This window comes from Janthinobacterium sp. SUN137 (assembly GCF_030587265.1).
In the GTDB taxonomy this organism is placed as follows: Bacteria; Pseudomonadota; Gammaproteobacteria; order Burkholderiales; family Burkholderiaceae_D; genus Janthinobacterium; species Janthinobacterium kumbetense.
Genome location: NZ_JAPWHZ010000003.1, coordinates 303,440 through 319,580 on the forward strand (window position 1 = coordinate 303,440; position 16,141 = coordinate 319,580).

Annotated in this window: 12 protein-coding genes; 3 read left to right on the forward strand and 9 right to left on the reverse strand. The window is 66.2% G+C overall.

Annotated features, from left to right (window positions below; genetic code table 11):
• Positions 1-10: 10 nt before the first annotated feature.
• A complete protein-coding gene (locus O3298_RS16300) occupies positions 11-1,525 on the reverse strand; it encodes a CoA-acylating methylmalonate-semialdehyde dehydrogenase (protein ID WP_305059999.1) in 1,515 nt (504 codons plus the stop codon).
• Between the two features lie 26 nt (positions 1,526-1,551).
• Positions 1,552-2,769, reverse strand: a complete 1,218-nt coding sequence (locus O3298_RS16305) for an ABC transporter substrate-binding protein (protein WP_305060000.1) — start codon at positions 2,767-2,769, stop codon at positions 1,552-1,554.
• A gap of 121 nt (positions 2,770-2,890) precedes the next feature.
• Between O3298_RS16305 and O3298_RS16310 the strand changes: the two genes are divergently transcribed.
• The 3 genes from O3298_RS16310 to O3298_RS16320 all read left to right on the forward strand — a co-directional run bounded on the left by O3298_RS16310 (position 2,891) and on the right by O3298_RS16320 (position 6,360).
• Positions 2,891-3,808, forward strand: coding sequence for a LysR family transcriptional regulator (locus O3298_RS16310; protein WP_289911510.1), 918 nt, complete (start codon positions 2,891-2,893; stop codon positions 3,806-3,808).
• A gap of 42 nt (positions 3,809-3,850) precedes the next feature.
• Positions 3,851-4,381, forward strand: coding sequence for an isochorismatase family protein (locus tag O3298_RS16315; protein WP_099664454.1), 531 nt, complete (start codon positions 3,851-3,853; stop codon positions 4,379-4,381).
• 107 nt (positions 4,382-4,488) lie between these two features.
• On the forward strand, positions 4,489-6,360 hold the full coding sequence (locus tag O3298_RS16320; protein ID WP_305060001.1) for a hypothetical protein: 1,872 nt from the start codon (positions 4,489-4,491) through the stop codon (positions 6,358-6,360).
• Positions 6,361-6,367: 7 nt separating this feature from the next.
• On the opposite strand, the gene O3298_RS16325 is transcribed toward O3298_RS16320, so the two are convergent.
• From O3298_RS16325 to O3298_RS16355, 7 genes are all read right to left on the reverse strand, one after another.
• Complete coding sequence (locus tag O3298_RS16325) at positions 6,368-7,525, reverse strand: DUF1624 domain-containing protein (RefSeq protein ID WP_305060002.1); 1,158 nt, start codon at positions 7,523-7,525, stop codon at positions 6,368-6,370.
• A 9-nt stretch (positions 7,526-7,534) separates the two neighbouring features.
• The gene (locus O3298_RS16330) at positions 7,535-9,622 is read right to left on the reverse strand and encodes a TonB-dependent siderophore receptor (protein ID WP_305060003.1); all 2,088 of its coding nucleotides are present in this window, start codon (positions 9,620-9,622) and stop codon (positions 7,535-7,537) included.
• Between the two features lie 70 nt (positions 9,623-9,692).
• The gene (locus O3298_RS16335) at positions 9,693-11,435 is read right to left on the reverse strand and encodes an ABC transporter ATP-binding protein (RefSeq protein WP_305060004.1); all 1,743 of its coding nucleotides are present in this window, start codon (positions 11,433-11,435) and stop codon (positions 9,693-9,695) included.
• Positions 11,432-13,168 carry an ABC transporter ATP-binding protein gene (locus tag O3298_RS16340; protein ID WP_305060005.1) on the reverse strand — a complete coding sequence of 579 codons (1,737 nt, stop codon included), beginning with the start codon at positions 13,166-13,168 and terminating at the stop codon, positions 11,432-11,434. Before O3298_RS16340 ends, O3298_RS16335 begins: the two co-directional genes overlap by 4 nt.
• The gene (locus O3298_RS16345; RefSeq protein WP_305060006.1) at positions 13,165-13,950 is read right to left on the reverse strand and encodes an ABC transporter ATP-binding protein; all 786 of its coding nucleotides are present in this window, start codon (positions 13,948-13,950) and stop codon (positions 13,165-13,167) included. The genes O3298_RS16340 and O3298_RS16345 overlap by 4 nt, the downstream gene beginning before the upstream one ends.
• On the reverse strand, positions 13,947-14,984 hold the full coding sequence (locus O3298_RS16350) for an iron ABC transporter permease (protein ID WP_305060390.1): 1,038 nt from the start codon (positions 14,982-14,984) through the stop codon (positions 13,947-13,949). The genes O3298_RS16345 and O3298_RS16350 overlap by 4 nt, the downstream gene beginning before the upstream one ends.
• A gap of 29 nt (positions 14,985-15,013) precedes the next feature.
• Positions 15,014-16,138, reverse strand: coding sequence for an ABC transporter substrate-binding protein (locus O3298_RS16355; RefSeq protein ID WP_305060007.1), 1,125 nt, complete (start codon positions 16,136-16,138; stop codon positions 15,014-15,016).
• Positions 16,139-16,141 lie beyond the last annotated feature (3 nt).

Below are 16,141 nucleotides of genomic sequence, written 5' to 3' on the forward strand. Positions count from 1 at the left end.
CGCCGCCTCCTTACTTCATCGAGATGGTGGTATTGACGCCGCTGCCGCCGTCGTCCGGGGCGAACCAGCGTGCCGTGACGGTCTTGGTCTGCGTCCAGAAGTACAAGGCTTGCTTGCCGTTCGGGCCCAGATCGCCCAGCTTCGACGCGCGCGACCCCGTGAAACTGAAATAGGCGACGGGCACGGGAATGGCCACGTTGATGCCTACCTGCCCCACGTCGATCTCGTTCTGGAACTTGCGCCCCGCCCAGCCGGACGAAGTGAAGATCGAGGTACCGTTGCCGTTCGGGTTGGCGTTGATGAAGGCGATGGCCTGGTCCAGGGTGTCCGTCTCCACCACGCACATGGCGGGGCCGAAGATTTCCTGCGTGTAGACGGAATTCGACGCTGCCACCTTCGAGAAGATCGTCGGCCCCATGAAATTGCCGCCCTCGTAGCCGGCCACCTTGTGGCCGCGGCCGTCGAGCAGCAGCTGCGCGCCTTCATCCACGCCTGCCTGGATCAGCTTTTCCGCCCGCTGCATGGCCGCTTTCGACACCATCGGCCCCAGGTCGGCATCGCGGTCGCTGCCCGGCCCCACTTTCAGGGCCTGCGAACGGGCGACGATTTCCGGCAGCCAGGAACGGGCCTCGCCCACCAGCACGACGACGGAATTGGCCATGCAGCGCTGGCCGGCCGCGCCGAAGGCGGCGCCGATCAGGTTATTGATCGCCTGTTCCTTGTTGGCGTCAGCCAGCACGACGCAATGGTTTTTCGCGCCCATCATCGATTGCGCGCGCTTGCCCGATTCGCTGGCGCGGCGGTACACATGCGTGCCCACGTGGGTGGAACCGATGAAGGAGACGGCCTTGATGTCGGGATGGTCGCACAGCATGTTGACGACGTCGGCGCCGCCATGCACGACGTTCAGCACGCCGGCCGGCAAGCCCGCCTGGTACATCAGTTCGACCAGGTACATGGTCGACGACGGGTCCTGTTCCGACGGTTTCAAGACAAACGTATTGCCGCAGGCGATGGCAATCGGGAACATGAAGCACGGCAGCATGACGGGGAAGTTGAAGGCCGTGATGCCGGCGCCCACGCCCAGCGGCTGGTAGATATTGTAGACATCGACACCCGTGGCCGCGTTTTCCGCGATTTCGCCCAGCTGCAGGGTGGCGATCGAGCACGCGTGTTCCACCACTTCCAGGCCGCGCATGACCTCCCCTTCCGCGTCGGGCAAGGTCTTGCCATGTTCGCGCGTGATCAGTTCGGCCAGGGCGCCGATGTTTTCGCGGATCAGGTGCTGGTACTTGAGCATGATGCGCATGCGCGCCGCCAGCGGGGTATTGCGCCAGGTTTTAAAGGCTTCCTTGGCCGTGGCGACGGCCAGGTTGACTTCGTCGGGCGTGGAAAACGGCACCCTGGCGACGATTTCCTGCGTGGCCGGGTTGACGACGTCGCGCCATTCGCTGCTGCTCGAGGCGTGGTGCTTGCCGCCGATGTGCAGGGGGACAGTCGGGACTTGGGTGAGGGCTTGGTTCATGTGAGGCTCCGTAAGGTATTCGATGGTTATTTCTTGACCAGGTTGCACGCCGCCGCATCCATCGGCTTGAAGGCCTGGTCGGCGGGGATGGTGGACAGCACTTTCAGGTAATCCCACGCGCCTTTGGATTCGGCCGGGGTTTTGACCTGCACCAGGTACATGTCGTGGATCACGCGACCGTCGGGGCGGATGGAAGCGTTGTTCATGACGGCATCCTTGATGGGCAGCTCGCGCATCTTCTGGGCGACGACCTTCGAATCGTCGCTTTTCGCCGCCGCCACCGATTTCAGGTAGTGGTAGACACTGGAATACACGCCCGCCTGCACCATGGTCGGCTTGGCGCCCTTGTTGAGCGCTTCAAAGCGTTTCGCAAACGCGCGGCTGCGGTCATCGTAATCCCAGTAAAAGCCGTCCGCGTAGACGAGGCCCTGGGCCGTTTCCAGCCCCAGCGCGTGCACGTCCGAGAGGAACACCAGCAAGGCGGCCAGGCGCTGGTCCTTGCCGCTGCCGATGCGGAACTCGCGCGCCTGCTTGATGGCCGATACCGTGTCGGCGCCGCCGTTGGCCAGGCCGATCACCTGCGCTTTTGACCCTTGCGCCTGCACCAGGAAGGACGAAAAATCGGACGCGTTCAGCGGATGGCGCACGGCACCCAGCACCGCGCCGCCGTTGCGCTTGACGACTTCGCTGGCATCCTTTTCCAGCGAGTGGCCGAACGCGTAATCGACGGTGACGAAGTACCAGGATTTTTGCCCCAGCTTGGTCAATGCCGCCGCCGTGCCGGCCGCCTGCGAATAGGTGTCGAACATCCAGTGGAAACCGTTCGGCGAGCAATCCTCGTTCGTCAGGCGTCCCGTGGCAGGGCCACTGAACATGGCGATGCCGCCCTTTTCTTTCATGAGCTTTTGCACGGACAGGGCCACCGAGGAATTGGTGAGATCGGCGATGGCGTCGACCTTGTCGCGGTCTATCCATTCGCGCGCCTTGGAGGCGGCGATGTCGGCCTTGTTCAAATGGTCGGCCGAGAGGATCTCGATCTTCATGCCCTTGCATTCGGCCTTCAGGCAATCCTCGACGGCCATCTGGCTGGCGACGACGGAGCCGCGCCCGCCCATGGCCGAATACGGCCCGGACATGTCGGTCAAGATGCCCACCTTGACGACGCCATCGGAAATTTGCGCGTGCGCGCCGCCAAAGGAAAGGGTGAGCGCCAGCGCGCCCATGGCCAGAACGGTTTTTTTCATGCGTGTCTCCAGGTGGATGGGTTTTCTTATATGTATATCTGCATTCTGCATGTGTAAAAATATGCGCTCAAGTGAAATTAATGCATAATTCCTTTGCAAAAATGCACAGAGAGGGTTTGCCATGCTCGATTGGGACAATGTACGGGTCTTCCTGGAACTGACGCGCAGCGCCGGCCTCGTCGATGCGGCAAAAAAGCTGGGCATCGACCATTCCACCGTGTCGCGGCGCATGCGCAAGTTCGAGGAGCAAGTGGGCACGCAACTGTTCGACCGCAACTACGTGGGTTACCAACTGACGCCCGAGGGCCACCGCCTGATGGAATACGCGGAAACCATGGAAAGCACGGTGTTTGCCGCCACCGAGGAACTGGGCGAACACAATCGCCTGCTGTCGGGCCAGGTGCGCCTGGGCGCTACCGAGGGTTTCGGCGCCATCGTGCTGGCGCCCCACCTGGCGCAGTTTTGCGGCAGATACCCGCACATCAGCGTGGACCTGATCGCCGTGCCCCGTTTCGTCAGCCTGTCCAAGCGCGAAGCGGACGTGGCCATCTCCATCGAGCGCCCCCTGTCCGGCCCGTATGTCGTGACGAAGCTGTCCGACTACCGCCTGAAACTGTACGCCACGCCAGGCTACCTGGCGCGCCACGCGCCAATCACCAGCGTGGCGCAACTGGCGCAGCACCCCATCATCGGCTACGTGGACGACCTGGTCTTCAGCGCGGAACTGCGCTACATGGACAACGTGGCGCCCGATTCCCTGCGCGCGTTTCGCAGCACCAGCGTCATCGCCCAGTACCACGCGGCGCGCGCAGGACAGGCGTTGGCGATCCTGCCCTGTTTCGTGGCGCAGCAATCGAACGAACTGGTGCCCGTGCTCGATGGCGAGATCGACCTGCTGCGCGCCTTCTGGATGATCTCGCCGAGCGAGCGGCGCAATATCGCCCGGGTCAGCGCCCTGTGGAACTACCTGCGCACGGCCATCGACCTCAATCACGCCTACCTGATGGGCGAAACGGCCACGCCCAGCTGGCCAAGCTGACTGCGCGCTACACTGTCGCCACAGACTAATTAGGAGGATGCGATGCTGATGGATGCAAACCAGGCTGTTTTGGTCATTGTCGACCTGCAAGGCCGCTTGATGCCGGCCATCCACGATGCCGGCCTGGTGCTGGCACAAAACTTGCGTCTGGCCAAGATCGCCCGCCTGCTCGACGTGCCCGTGCTGGGCACGGAACAGAACCGCCAGGGGCTGGGGCCGAACGTGGAAGAGATCGCCGCCCTGTGCGAACGGACCTTGCACAAGACGCATTTCGGCGCCTGTTTTGATGGCTTGCAGGACATGCTACCCGCCGGGCGCAGACAGATCGTCGTCACCGGTTGCGAAGCCCATGTGTGCATGCTGCAGACGGCCATCGGCCTGCTGGAACGCGGCTATGACGTGAGCATCGCCATCGACGCCGTCGGTTCGCGCCAGGCCGCCAGCCGCGACGCGGCACTGGCGCGCCTGGACAAGCTGGGCGCCCACCTGGTGACGGTCGAGATGCTGGCCTTCGAGTGGTTGCGCGACTGCAAGCATCCGCGTTTCCGCGAAGTGCTGGCGTTAATTAAATAATACGCGAGGTTTAAGCCAGATCAAGCCCTTCGGCGGCCCATTTGCTAGCTTGGTAACAGCGCCGCCATTGCGAGCGGCGCGCCGTCCATCTCAGCAAGGGAACCATCATGGCCTATATCCTGCGAGGCAAGCTGTGCGGCTTGATCTGCGCCGAGTGTCCTGAAGCCTTATCCCACGTCATCGTGCGCCTGTACCGGCTGCGCGCGTCGCAAAACGTCACGGCCCTGGCCGTGGCCAGCGCCAAGGAAACCTTCGCCATCCTCACGGACGAGGAAGTGCAGGCGAAGGCGCCTTTCCTGCTGGCCGAAACGCGCACGGATGACGATGGCAACTACAGTTTTACCCTGGCAGGCGATTATCAGGGCGAGGCCGTTGAAGTCGACATCCTGTGCCCTACCGTGCCGCATCTGAAACCGGGGCCGAAAGACCCCGTGCCGCTGCAGTTTTCCATCACCACGCTCCAACCACGCTGGCGCCAGGCCGACAATGATTTCCTCGCCGTCTGGGACTATTGCCTGCCGCAACGCTTCTGGTGCCTGGTGCGCGCCCGCTTCGGCGCCTGGACCATCTGCGGCCGGCTGCGCACCTGCGATGCGCCGCATGCGCCGATCGCCGGCGCCACCGTGCGGGCGTTCGACGCCGACTGGCTGCAGGACGACGCGCTGGGCCAGGCGATCACCGATGCCAGTGGACGCTTCCGCATCGATTACCTGACATCCGACTTCACCTTGACGCCCTTCTCCCCATTCATCAACGTGGAGTTCGCCAGCGGGCCCGACGTGTATTTCACGGCGCAGCTGGGCAGCGTGACCATCCTGTCTGAAACGCAGGCCAACGGCCGCCAGCCGGGCCGGGAAAACGTGGGCCACTGTTTCTGCGTGGAATTGTGCTCGAAAGAAGTCTTGCCACCCGACGTGGAAGGCGTGCCGCACTGGCAACAGGTGGAAATCTTCGACATCCACCCGTTTCCCTCGCTGGCGGGCTTTTCCCCGCAAGGCTATGCGGGCGGCGCGGGCGCCTCGTATGTCTTCGCCGGCGGCGTCACCCTGAAAGGCAATTGCCCGCTGCGCAACAGCGCCATCCCCGCCAACCCGCTCGAATACCGTTTCCTGATCGGCGAATGGTCCTGGCCCGGCGGCACGGACGATCCCACGGCGCTGCCCACGGTGGCGCCGGCTAGCCTGGCGCCGTTGACGCAAGTGCTGGGCACGCATGTCGGCTATGTGTTTTATACGAATGGCCTGGGCCTCGCCGATTCGGCGCCCGTTATCATCGATGCGGGCGATCTGCAAGCGGGCGGCTGGATACGGGTGGACGGCAAGCCCGTCACGGTGGACATGCGCGATGGCACGACGGCCGTCGTCAACGTGGCGCCCAACATCTTCCTGCGCACGTTTGATCTACTGACGGTGAATACGCCGGCCATCACCAGCCTGCATCCGGCCAAGTTGCCGGGCGGCTTGCCCATCCTCGATGCAGGCCGCAGCCTGACGGCGGCCGAGAGCGAACCGATACGCCGCTACCGCCTGGGCTTCGAAGTGCGCGACGGCATCAGCCTTGCACAGGTGGCGACGGACGGGCTCGACTCCATCGTCTTCGACAACTCGCCCGTCATCGTGGCGCTGGATCTGGAAGAGCTGCGCAGCAATGCCTGCAACCCCATCGCGGGCGGCCTCGTGCATATCCTGTACACGATCGACCATCCGCATTTGCGCTTTTTCAATATCACAATTTCCAACAACAACGGCATCCAGCATCCGCCGCCACCGCTGCCGGCCGCCAGCTTTACCCCACCGCCGCCACCGAGCAACTATCTGTTCCGCGGCGGTGCGGGCGGACCGCATTTATCGGGCAACAATGGCGGCTTCCCCGTCAACGTGGCGCTCGATCCGCCATGCGCCTACCGCGTGGCGATTTCGTGGCAGACGCGGCATTATCTGGCGTCCAGCCACAGCATCGACAGGCTGTACTGCAAGTAGGCATGCTTCAGAAATAGCGCACCCACGCCCGTTGCGAGGTGCGCTTGTAGTGGGCAAACGCGCGACAGGGAAAGTACAGCAAGGGCATCAGAGCCAGCGCGATCAGCCACACTTGCCAGACATGCTCGACGCCATACCGGGCACCGTGGTTGGCGCCCAGCACGGCCGTCAAGGCGAGGCCGATGGCCAGCAGCAGGTATAAATGCAGCAGATAGTAAAACATGGGCGCGCCGCCAAAGGTGGCGCATGCCCGCGTGAACCAGTTGTCGACGCTTTCCAGCCAGGCCAGGCCCAGCAAGCCCAGGCCCAGGGTGAACAGCAGGAAATCCAGCGATGGCGGATACTTGGTGAAGTTCAGCACGCTCATGGCCGTGCGCAAGGCAGTGTCGCCCGCCACCCACGGCAAGGTTTCGCCATAGATATTCAAACCGCGCAGCACGGCCAGCAGCAGCAAACTGCCGCCGCCCAGCGCCAGCAACAGGCGGCGCCGTCCTTCGGCGGACCGGCCGCGCGCATACAGGGGCCCGGCCGCATAGCCGAGCACGATCACGCCTATCCATGGCAGCAGCGGGTAGCTGACCTTGATTTTCATGACGCCGTCGGCCACCAGGTAGCCCCGTTGCAGCAGCACCGTCAGCAGATAATAGGCAAAGCTGCCCTCTTCCGCGCGCAAGCCGGTCAACAGATGCTGGCCCGCGATGATCGCCACGCCCAGCAGCGCCAGCACTTTCAATGGCAGCCGGTGCAGCACGGCCAGCGCCATCATGGCCAGGCCGATGACCCAGATCACCTGCAAATACAGCACGGCCGGTGGAAACGCCCCGCTCCAGGCGAAGTTGACGAACACCAGTTCCAGCAGCACCAGCAGCAAGCCCCGCTTGAACAGGAAACCGCTGGCGCTGCGGGACCCGGCCGCCGGATGCGCGTACAGCCAGGCGGACAAACCCGTCAGGAAGACGAACATGGGTGCGCACACGTGGGCCGCCAGGCGCGTGAAGAACAGGGCCGGATCGACGCTGGCAGCATCCATCGGGTCGCTCACCTGGTGGTGCAGGAAGACCGTTTCGCGCACATGGTCGAACAGCATGATCAGCATGACGAGGCCGCGCAATACGTCGATGACGGCGATGCGGGCGCGCAGGGTAGCAGAAGAAGTCGATGTCATGGTGATAGCTTAAAAACGGTAATGCGCATTCAGGGTCAGCGTGCGCTCGGCCCCCGGCGCCACCCACAGCTGACTATAGGAACTCGCATAGTAGCTGCGGTTGAAGAGGTTTTCCACATTCACCGCCAGGCGCAGTTTGGCGTTGGGCGAATACGAGGCCAGCAATTTGGCCGTCGTGTAGGCCGGCAAGGTAAAACTGCTGCTGACGGCGACGTCGCCCAGGCGCTCGCCCACGTACTGCACGCCGCCGCCCACGCTGGCCGTGCCCGTACCCAGCGCGAACTGCTGCGTGGCGAGGACATTGGCGCTGTGGCGCGGCACGTTGGCGAAGCGGCTGCCCGTCACGATCGTATTGTCGCCGCGCGTGACGCTGGCGTCCGTATAAGCATAGGCGCCCGAAACGCGCAAGCCGCGCACCACTTCGCCCGACACGTCGAGCTCCAGGCCACGGCTGCCCACCTCGCCCGCTGCGATGGCAAAGTCCGTGTTGGCGGGATTTGTCGTCAGCACATTGCGCTTGCGGATGTCGTACACGGCCACGGTACCTGTCAGCTTGCCCGTTTCCAGCTTCGCGCCCAGTTCATACGAGCGGCTGCGCTCGGCCGGGAAAGCCTGGTTGGCGATGCTGATGCCGCTGTTGGGCCGAAAGCCCTTCGCCGCGCTCGCATACAGCGACCATGCCTTCGTCGGCTGGTAGACGAGGCCCACGCGGGGGCTGGTGGCCGACAGCGACTGGCGGTTGCTGACATTCAGGCGCCTGTTCGTCACGTCCTGCGTGTACGTATCGTGGCGCACACCGACCAGCGCCTTCCACTGCGCACCCAGGTCGACCTGATCCTGCGCATACAGGCCGCGCGCCCGTTGCCCTTCCTGCGTATCGATGGACAGGGCTAGCGGATCGGCCTTGCCGCCATACGCGGGATTGAAGATATCGATGGCATAGGCATTTGCTGCCGAGGGATTGCGCCGCAGCTGCACCCGGTGGTCGTCGAAATGATAGGCGTCGACACCGGCCAGCACTTCGTGCACCAGGGCGCCCGTCCTGAACTTGCCCAGCAACTCGACGCGGGCCGACGCGTCGGTGGCCGAAAAATCGCGGTGGCGGCGCTGGCGGTTCAAGGTGCGGCCATCGGCCAGCAGCTTGTTCGCCTCGGTCGAGTAACCGGTCAATTCGCTGTCGCGGTAGGAAGCGCCCGCCTGCACCGACCAGTCGTCGGACAGCGCGTGGTGGATGAACAGCTGCTGTCCCAGCGACTTGACCGTCATGGGACCGTCATCCGGTTCGCCCAGGAAGCGCGAGACGGGGACAAGACCCAGCTGGCCATTGACGGCCACCACGCCCCGGTCGAACGGCGCGCGCTGCCGCACCGCTTCGATTTCATACGACACGGTCGTGTGCTCGCCCGCCAGCCAGAGAAACGAAGGCGAAAACAGGCTGCGTTCGACCTTCACGGTATCGCGAAAGCTGTGCCCCTCTTCATGCGCCGCGTTCAGGCGGTAGGCGATGGTGCCGCTTACGGGTCCCGTCAAGTCGACGGCGGCGCGGCGCGTCTGGAAACTGCCGAGTGAAAAATCCGCGCCATATTCGGGCGCGAACTTCGGTTTTTTCGTCGTGATGTTCACCGTGCCGCCCGGCTCGCCCCTGCCATACAGGGCCGAAGCGGGGCCTTTCAGCACCTCCACCGCCTGCGTATTACCGCCGTCGCGCATGCCGTTGTAGCCGCGGCTGGAACTGAAACCGTTGACCATGTAGTCGGAACCGAAATTCGGGTCGCCCGTGAAGCCGCGCATGGCATAGCTGTCCCACAGGCCGCCCAGCGGACTTTGCTTCGCAATGCCGCTGGCCAGGTCCAGCGCGCCAGCCAGGGTCGTCACGCCCGCGTCGCGCAGCAAGTCGCCGGTCAGCACGCGCACGCTTTGCGGCAAATCCATCAGCAAGGCATCCGTCTTGGTGGCGCCCGTGGCCGACAGGCTGCGGTAATGCTGGCGCTCCGCGCTGACGGTGACGACATCCTGCCCAGCGGGTCCATCCGCCAGGGCCAGCGGACTGGCAGCGGCCAGCAGCAGCGCCATCGGACGCTGTAAAAAGAGGCACATGGGGATTCCTGAAAGAAAATTACATGCAAATGAATTGCATTATAAATGATAATTTACTCTCAATAAAGACCTAGACTCCCAGATGCCAGCCCCGTGCCTGGCCCGCCTGGCGAAGCATGCCGCTGTACACGCCGCCCTGCCGCAGCAATTGCGCATGCGTGCCCCGCTCGACGATGCGCCCCGCCTGCATCACCAGGATCTGGTCCGCCTGCGCGGCAATCGCCAGCCGGTGCGTGGCGACCACCACGGCATGGGTACGCGCCAAGCCAGCCAGGGTGGCGATGGCGCGCCGTTCGCTGATGGCGTCAAGCGCCGACAGCGGTTCGTCGAACAGCATCAGCGGCGCGGGTTTCAACAAGGCGCGGGCGAACGCCAGCCGCTGGCGCTCCCCGCCCGACAAGGTCCAGCCGCCTTCGCCCACCACCGTGTCCAGGCCCTGCGGCAAGGACTGCGCCAGCGATGCCAGGCCGGCCGCCGACAGCGCCGCCAGCAGATCCTGCGCCGCGATCTGCCGGCCCAGGCTCAGATTGTCGCGCAAGCTGGCCGGCAGCAGCCAGGCATGCTGGAACATCGGTGTCGCCAGTTTGGCCAGCGCGGCGTCGTCCTTGGTCCGCATATCGACGCCGCCGGCCAGCAGCACGCCGCTATCGGGATCCAGCTGGCGGCACAGCAATTGCAGCAAGGTCGTCTTGCCCGAGCCGGAAGCGCCCGCCAGCACCGTCAGGGAACGCGGAGCAATCTCCAGCGAGACTTCATCGACGATGGGGCGTCCGCCGCGCCGCACGCAGACATGGCGCGCCTCGGCGGCTGGCGCCCCCTGTTCCGGCGCGCCGCCGGGCAACGCCAGCACGGGCAATTCCCGCTCCGCCAGCACGCCATCCAACTGGCGCAGGGCGTGGGCCACCTGTTGCAGGGCGGCGCCCGTGTGCACGACGGCGGCCATCGCCTCGGCCAGCACGGTGGCGACGATCAATGTCGCCAGCAGCGCCGGCACATCGAGGGCGCCGGCCAACACCTGGCGCAAGCCGATGGCCAGCAACAGCGCATACGCCAGCTGCGCCGCCACGGTAAACCCGAGAGCGGCGGGGAACAGCAAACGCTGGGAACGCCTTTCCGCCTGGCGCTGCGCCATGAGCGACTGTTCCAGCATGGCGCTGCCCAGCCCGGACCGGCCCGTGGCGCGCAGCACGGGTTGCGCCGCGATATATTCCAGCACGCGGCCGTTCGCCTCGGCGCTGCTGGCCGCCAGCGCCGTCTCGGCCCGGCTGCCGCAGGCCAGCGCCCAGCGATACACGAACGACAAGGGCGGCATGGCCAGCAGCAGCACCGCACCCAGGCGCCAGTCGACGGCCAGCCAGAGCAAGCCGACCACCAGCGGCGCCAGCACGGCATCGAACAGGGGCTGCAGCAAATGCGCGGGCGCGCCCATCACGGCCATCACGCCGCCAGAGGCCAGCTGGCGCATATCGCCGGCGCGGCGCGGCGTGCACCAGGCCAGCGGCAGGCGCACGATTTTATCGGCCAGGCGCCGGTGCAGCGCATGCGCGCAGTGGGCGCCGGCCGCATAGCCTTTCAAGCGCGTGACATGGCGCAGCGCGGCGCTGGCCGTTGCCAACAGCAGAAAAAGGACCAGCCATGCACCTTGCGCCTGCCCCGGCTGCGGCGCCAGCCAGGCGCGCAGCAGCGGCAGCAGCATGCACAGGGCCAGCGCACTCAGGATACTGTTGGCCCCCATCAGCGCCAGCGCAAGGCGCAACTTGCCGGCGGCCGCGCCATCAAGCAGGCGCAACAGCAAACGCACGGCGGCGATCATGCCGCCACCTCGTCAACCAGGCTTTGCGCCTCCCACAGGGCCGCATACGCGCCCCGCGCGGCCAGCAGTTGCGCATGCGTGCCCAGCTCACACAGGCGGCCGCCGTCGAGCAATGCGATCTGGTCGGCCTGCACGATGGTCTGCAGCCGGTGCGCCACCACCAGCACCGTGCGTCCCGCCAGCAAGGCCGACAGGCCAGCCTGCACCTGCGCTTCCGACTCGGGGTCGAGGGCTGCCATCGCCTCGTCCAGCACGACGATACGGGGATCGGCCAGCAGGGTGCGGGCGATCGCCAGGCGCTGCGCCTCGCCACCCGACAGCGCCAGGCCTTCGCCCAGCAAGGTGTCATACCCTTGCGGCAAGGCCGTGATGCGGGCATGGATGTGCGCGGCGCGCGCCGCCGCTTCCACCTGGGCATCGCTCGCCTCCGGCCGCCCCAGGCGGATGTTGTCGCGCGCGGACAGGCGCAGCACTTGCGCGTGCTGCAAGACAAACCCCACACGCGCATACAACACGGCGGGATCGATCTGGCGCACATCGACGCCGCCGACGCGCACGGCGCCGGCCGTCGCGTCCCACAGGCGCGGCAACAGCATGGCCAGGGTCGACTTGCCGCCGCCCGACGGCCCCACCAGGGCTGTCACGCTGCCCGCAGGCAGGCATAAATCGATGCCGTGCAACACATCGGTACCGCCCGGATAGGCAAAACGCAGCTGTTCAAAACGCACATCGTCGCCGGCGGGCAGCAACGGCGCTTCCGCCTGCGGCATGGGCGCCTCGGCCAGCAAGGCGCCTATCCTGCGCGCCGCCGCCAAGCCGCCCTTCAAGCCATCGGCGCCGTGCCCCAGCGCGGCCACGGGCGCGCACAAGGCCATGCCCAGCAAGGCAAACGGCAGCATCTGCGCGGGCGCCATCGCCCAGGTTTGCGCACCCAGCCAGGCGCCGCTCACGACAAAAGCCAGCACGACGGGCGGCGACAGCAGCACATCGACCAGCGCGCCCATGCCGCCCCAGCGCCGCACCCAGGCCAGAAACTGCCGCGCATGGCGTCCCGCCACCGCATCAAAGCGTGCTTGCGGCAATGTCTGCCGCGCATACGTCTTGAAGACGGCCATGCCCTGCACCAGTTCCACCATCGCCGCCGCCAGTTCGCCGCCCGTGCGCTGCAACTGCGCCAGCCCCTCGCGGAAGGCTGGCGCGGCCATGCCCCGATAGCGCCACCAGGCCAGGGCTGGCGCGACCAGGGTGATGGCCGTCATGCGCCAGTCCGCATGCAGCAGCCAGGCCAGGCATGCCACGGGAGCGACGACCACGGCGGCCAGGTCGGACGGCGCATGCGCCACCAGGCGGTGCAGCGCAGCCACGTCAGCGTGCACGATTTCGTTGACCCTGGCCGCATTGCTGCCCGCGTACCAGCCCAGCGGTACCCTGGACAACTGCCGCGCCAGCCGCAGGCGCAACTGGCACTGCAAGTCCGCATCGGCCAGGTGCGTCAGGTGCAGCCCCAGCGCCGTCGTCAGCTGACGCAGGCACAGCGCCGCCAGTGCCAGCCACAGCACTTTCCAGGCGCGGCCGGCATCGACATCCGATGCCAATAGCAAGGCGCCCAATTGCGCCATGGCAACATATGGCAGTACGCCGCACAGGGCGGCCAGCGCCTGCAGTGCGCCAGCCCCCAGCAAGCGGCCCCGCACGGGCGCCAGCAAGGCCGATAACTCGCGCCAGTCGCTCACAGTGTCCCCTCCACGCAGACGACGGCATCCGCGTCGAGCTGGCGTACCCTGGCTCGTACCCGGTAGACGCGAGCGATCAGGGCGGCGTCAATCACGGCATGCGGCGCGCCGGACGCCGCCAGCACGCCATCGTGCAGCACCATCACCTGGTCGGCGCAGCCCAGCGCCAGGTTGATGTCGTGCAGGACGATGACGGTAATCAAACCATGTTCGCGCGTGGCGCGCCCTATCGCCTCGATCACCTGGAACTGGTGATACAGGTCCAGCGCGCTGGTGGGCTCGTCCAGCAGCAGCACCTTGGGCTGGCGCACCAATGCCTGGGCCAGGCCCACCAGTTGGCGCTGGCCGCCCGACAGCGCCTCGACCTGGCGGCTGGCCAGGGGCAGCAAGTCGAGGCGCGCCAGCACGGCCTCCACCCTGGCCACGGCGCCCGCATCGACCTTCGCCCCCAGCCAGCCTTCGCTGCGCCCCGCCATCGCGGCGCTGAGCACAGCCTCGAACACGCCCAGCCGCGTGCGCGAGGGCAGGCTTTGCGGCAGGTACACCATGCTTTGCGCGCGCCGGGCTTGCGGCCCGCAGGCCAGGTCCACGCCATCGAGCAGCACGGCGCCCTGCATCGCCTGCAAGCCGGCGATGCCGCGCAACAAGGTCGATTTGCCGGCCCCGTTCGGGCCGATCAGGGCAGTCACGCTGCCCGGCAACAAGAGCGGCAGGCTGACGCCAAGCAGCACGTCGCGCCGTCCATACGCCACGCAGGCATTGCGCACCAGCAAACCGCTCACGCCGCACCTCCCCGCTGGCGCATGACGATGGCCATGAAAAACGGGATGCCGACCAGCGCCGTGACGATGCCGACGGGGATCAGCACGCCGTCGATCAGCGTCTTGCTGCAAATCGAGGCCAGCGACAGGATCAGCGCGCCGGCCAGCGCGGACGCGGGCAACAGCAGGCGGTGGTCCTCGCCCACCAGCAGGCGCGCGATATGCGGCGCCACCAGGCCGACGAAACCGATGGTGCCGACAAAGGACACGGCCAGCGCCGATAGCAGGCTGATACGCAGCAGGGACAGCATGCGCAAGCGGCGCACATCGACGCCGAAGCTGCGCGCGCGGTCCTCGCCCATGGTCAGCGCCGTCATGGCCCAGCTGTCGCGCACGGCCCAGGGCGCGATCACGGCAAGCGCCGCGGCCAGGATGGCGATCTTGTCCCAGGAAGAGCGCGACAGGCTGCCCATGGTCCAGAACACCAGTTGCTGCAAGCTGTCCTGGCTGGCGACAAACTGCAGCAGGGCCACCAGCGCATTAAAGGCAAACACCAGCGCAATGCCGAACAGCACCAGGCTTTCCACGCCGAAGCCCCGCCAGCGCGTCAGCAGGTGCAGCAGGCCGACCGACGCAAAAGCGAACAGGAAGGCGTTCGCCGACACCACGTACTGGGGCGGCACCCCGGGCAAGCTCCAGTTCAGGACGATGGCCAGCGCGGCGCCGAACGAGGCGGCGGCCGACACGCCCAGGGTGAACGGGCTGGCCAGCGGATTGACAAGGATGGTCTGCATCTCGGCGCCCGCCAGCGCCAGCGCGGCGCCCACCAGCACAGCCATCAGCGCATATGGCAGGCGCACATCCCACACGATGACCTGCTCCATGCGCGGCACGCCATCGGGCTGCAGCAGCACCTGGAACAGGCGGGTGATGCCCATGCCGGACGGTCCCGTGGCGATGTCCATCGCCAGCGAGACGGCCAGCGCGCACAGCAGCGCGCCCACCAGCATGACGCGGCGCACATGGCGCTGGCGGTACGCCACGCCCGCCGCCATGGCAGGCGGCGCTTGTGTCAGCACGGCGCTCACGGCTGCATGTCCACGAACAGCACGCCCGTGGCGGGAATCGGCATGAAGCGGCGATACATTTCAAGGCGCGTGCGGGCCGGGTCCAGGTCCGCAAACAGCTCAGGATGCAGCCACTTGGCCAGCGCCTGTACCGCCACCAGGTGTTCGGGCGAATCGTAGAACACATGCCACAGGCCGTGCGAGCGCCTGCCATTTTTTTCGCGCACGGCGCGCAGTTGGGCCGTTTCCGTGCGCGAGGCCACGGCGCGCAGGCTGCTGCGCGCCTGCGGCAAGGTGGCCTGGTAACCGAGGGTCACGCCCCCCTGCCCGCTGGCGAACACGCCCGTCGCCACATACACGTCGGGATCGCGCGACAGAATGTATTCCGGGTTCAGGGTGCCGATGGGGCCGGGAATCTTGCCGGCGCCGATATTCTCGCCACCGGCCAGGGCGATCATCTCGCCGAAATTGCCCGTGCCGGGAGAGCCGCAACAGCCCTGCAAGCCCGCCAGCATGTCGACAAAGATGGCGGGGCGGCGAAAGCCCGGCCTGGCCTGCGCCGCTTGCACGGCGCGCGCCACTTGACCCACCTGCTCCTCGTAAAAGGCGATGAAGGCGGCGGCCTGCGCCTGGCGGTCCAGCGCCTTGCCCATCAGGCGCATGCTGGGCACGGTATTTGCAAGCGGATGGTTGCTGAAGTCGACAAAGATCACGGGCACGCCGGCCGCTTCCAGCTGGCGCACGGCGTCGCTGCCCGGCGCGGGGCCGTGGCCGCCCGACAGGGCCAGGATGGCCAGGTCGGGCCGCAAGGACAGCGCTTTTTCCACGCTAAAACTGTCGGCCGACGTGGCGCCCACCAGGGGCACCTGCTCCGCTTGCGGAAAGACCTTGCGGTAGGCCGCGTAGCCCTGCACATCCAGGTGGCGGAAATCGCCCTGCCAGCCCGCCAGGCGGGCAAAGGGATTTTTTCCTTCCAAGATGGACAAGGTGTAGATCAGGCGGCCCTCACCCAGCACGACGCGTTGCACCTTGTCGGGTACGTTCACCGTGCGTCCCGCCAGGTCGGTGACGGTGACGGCTTCAACCGACAAACTGATGCAGGACAACAACGCGGCGGCCAGCATGGATACGATTTTTCTCATGGC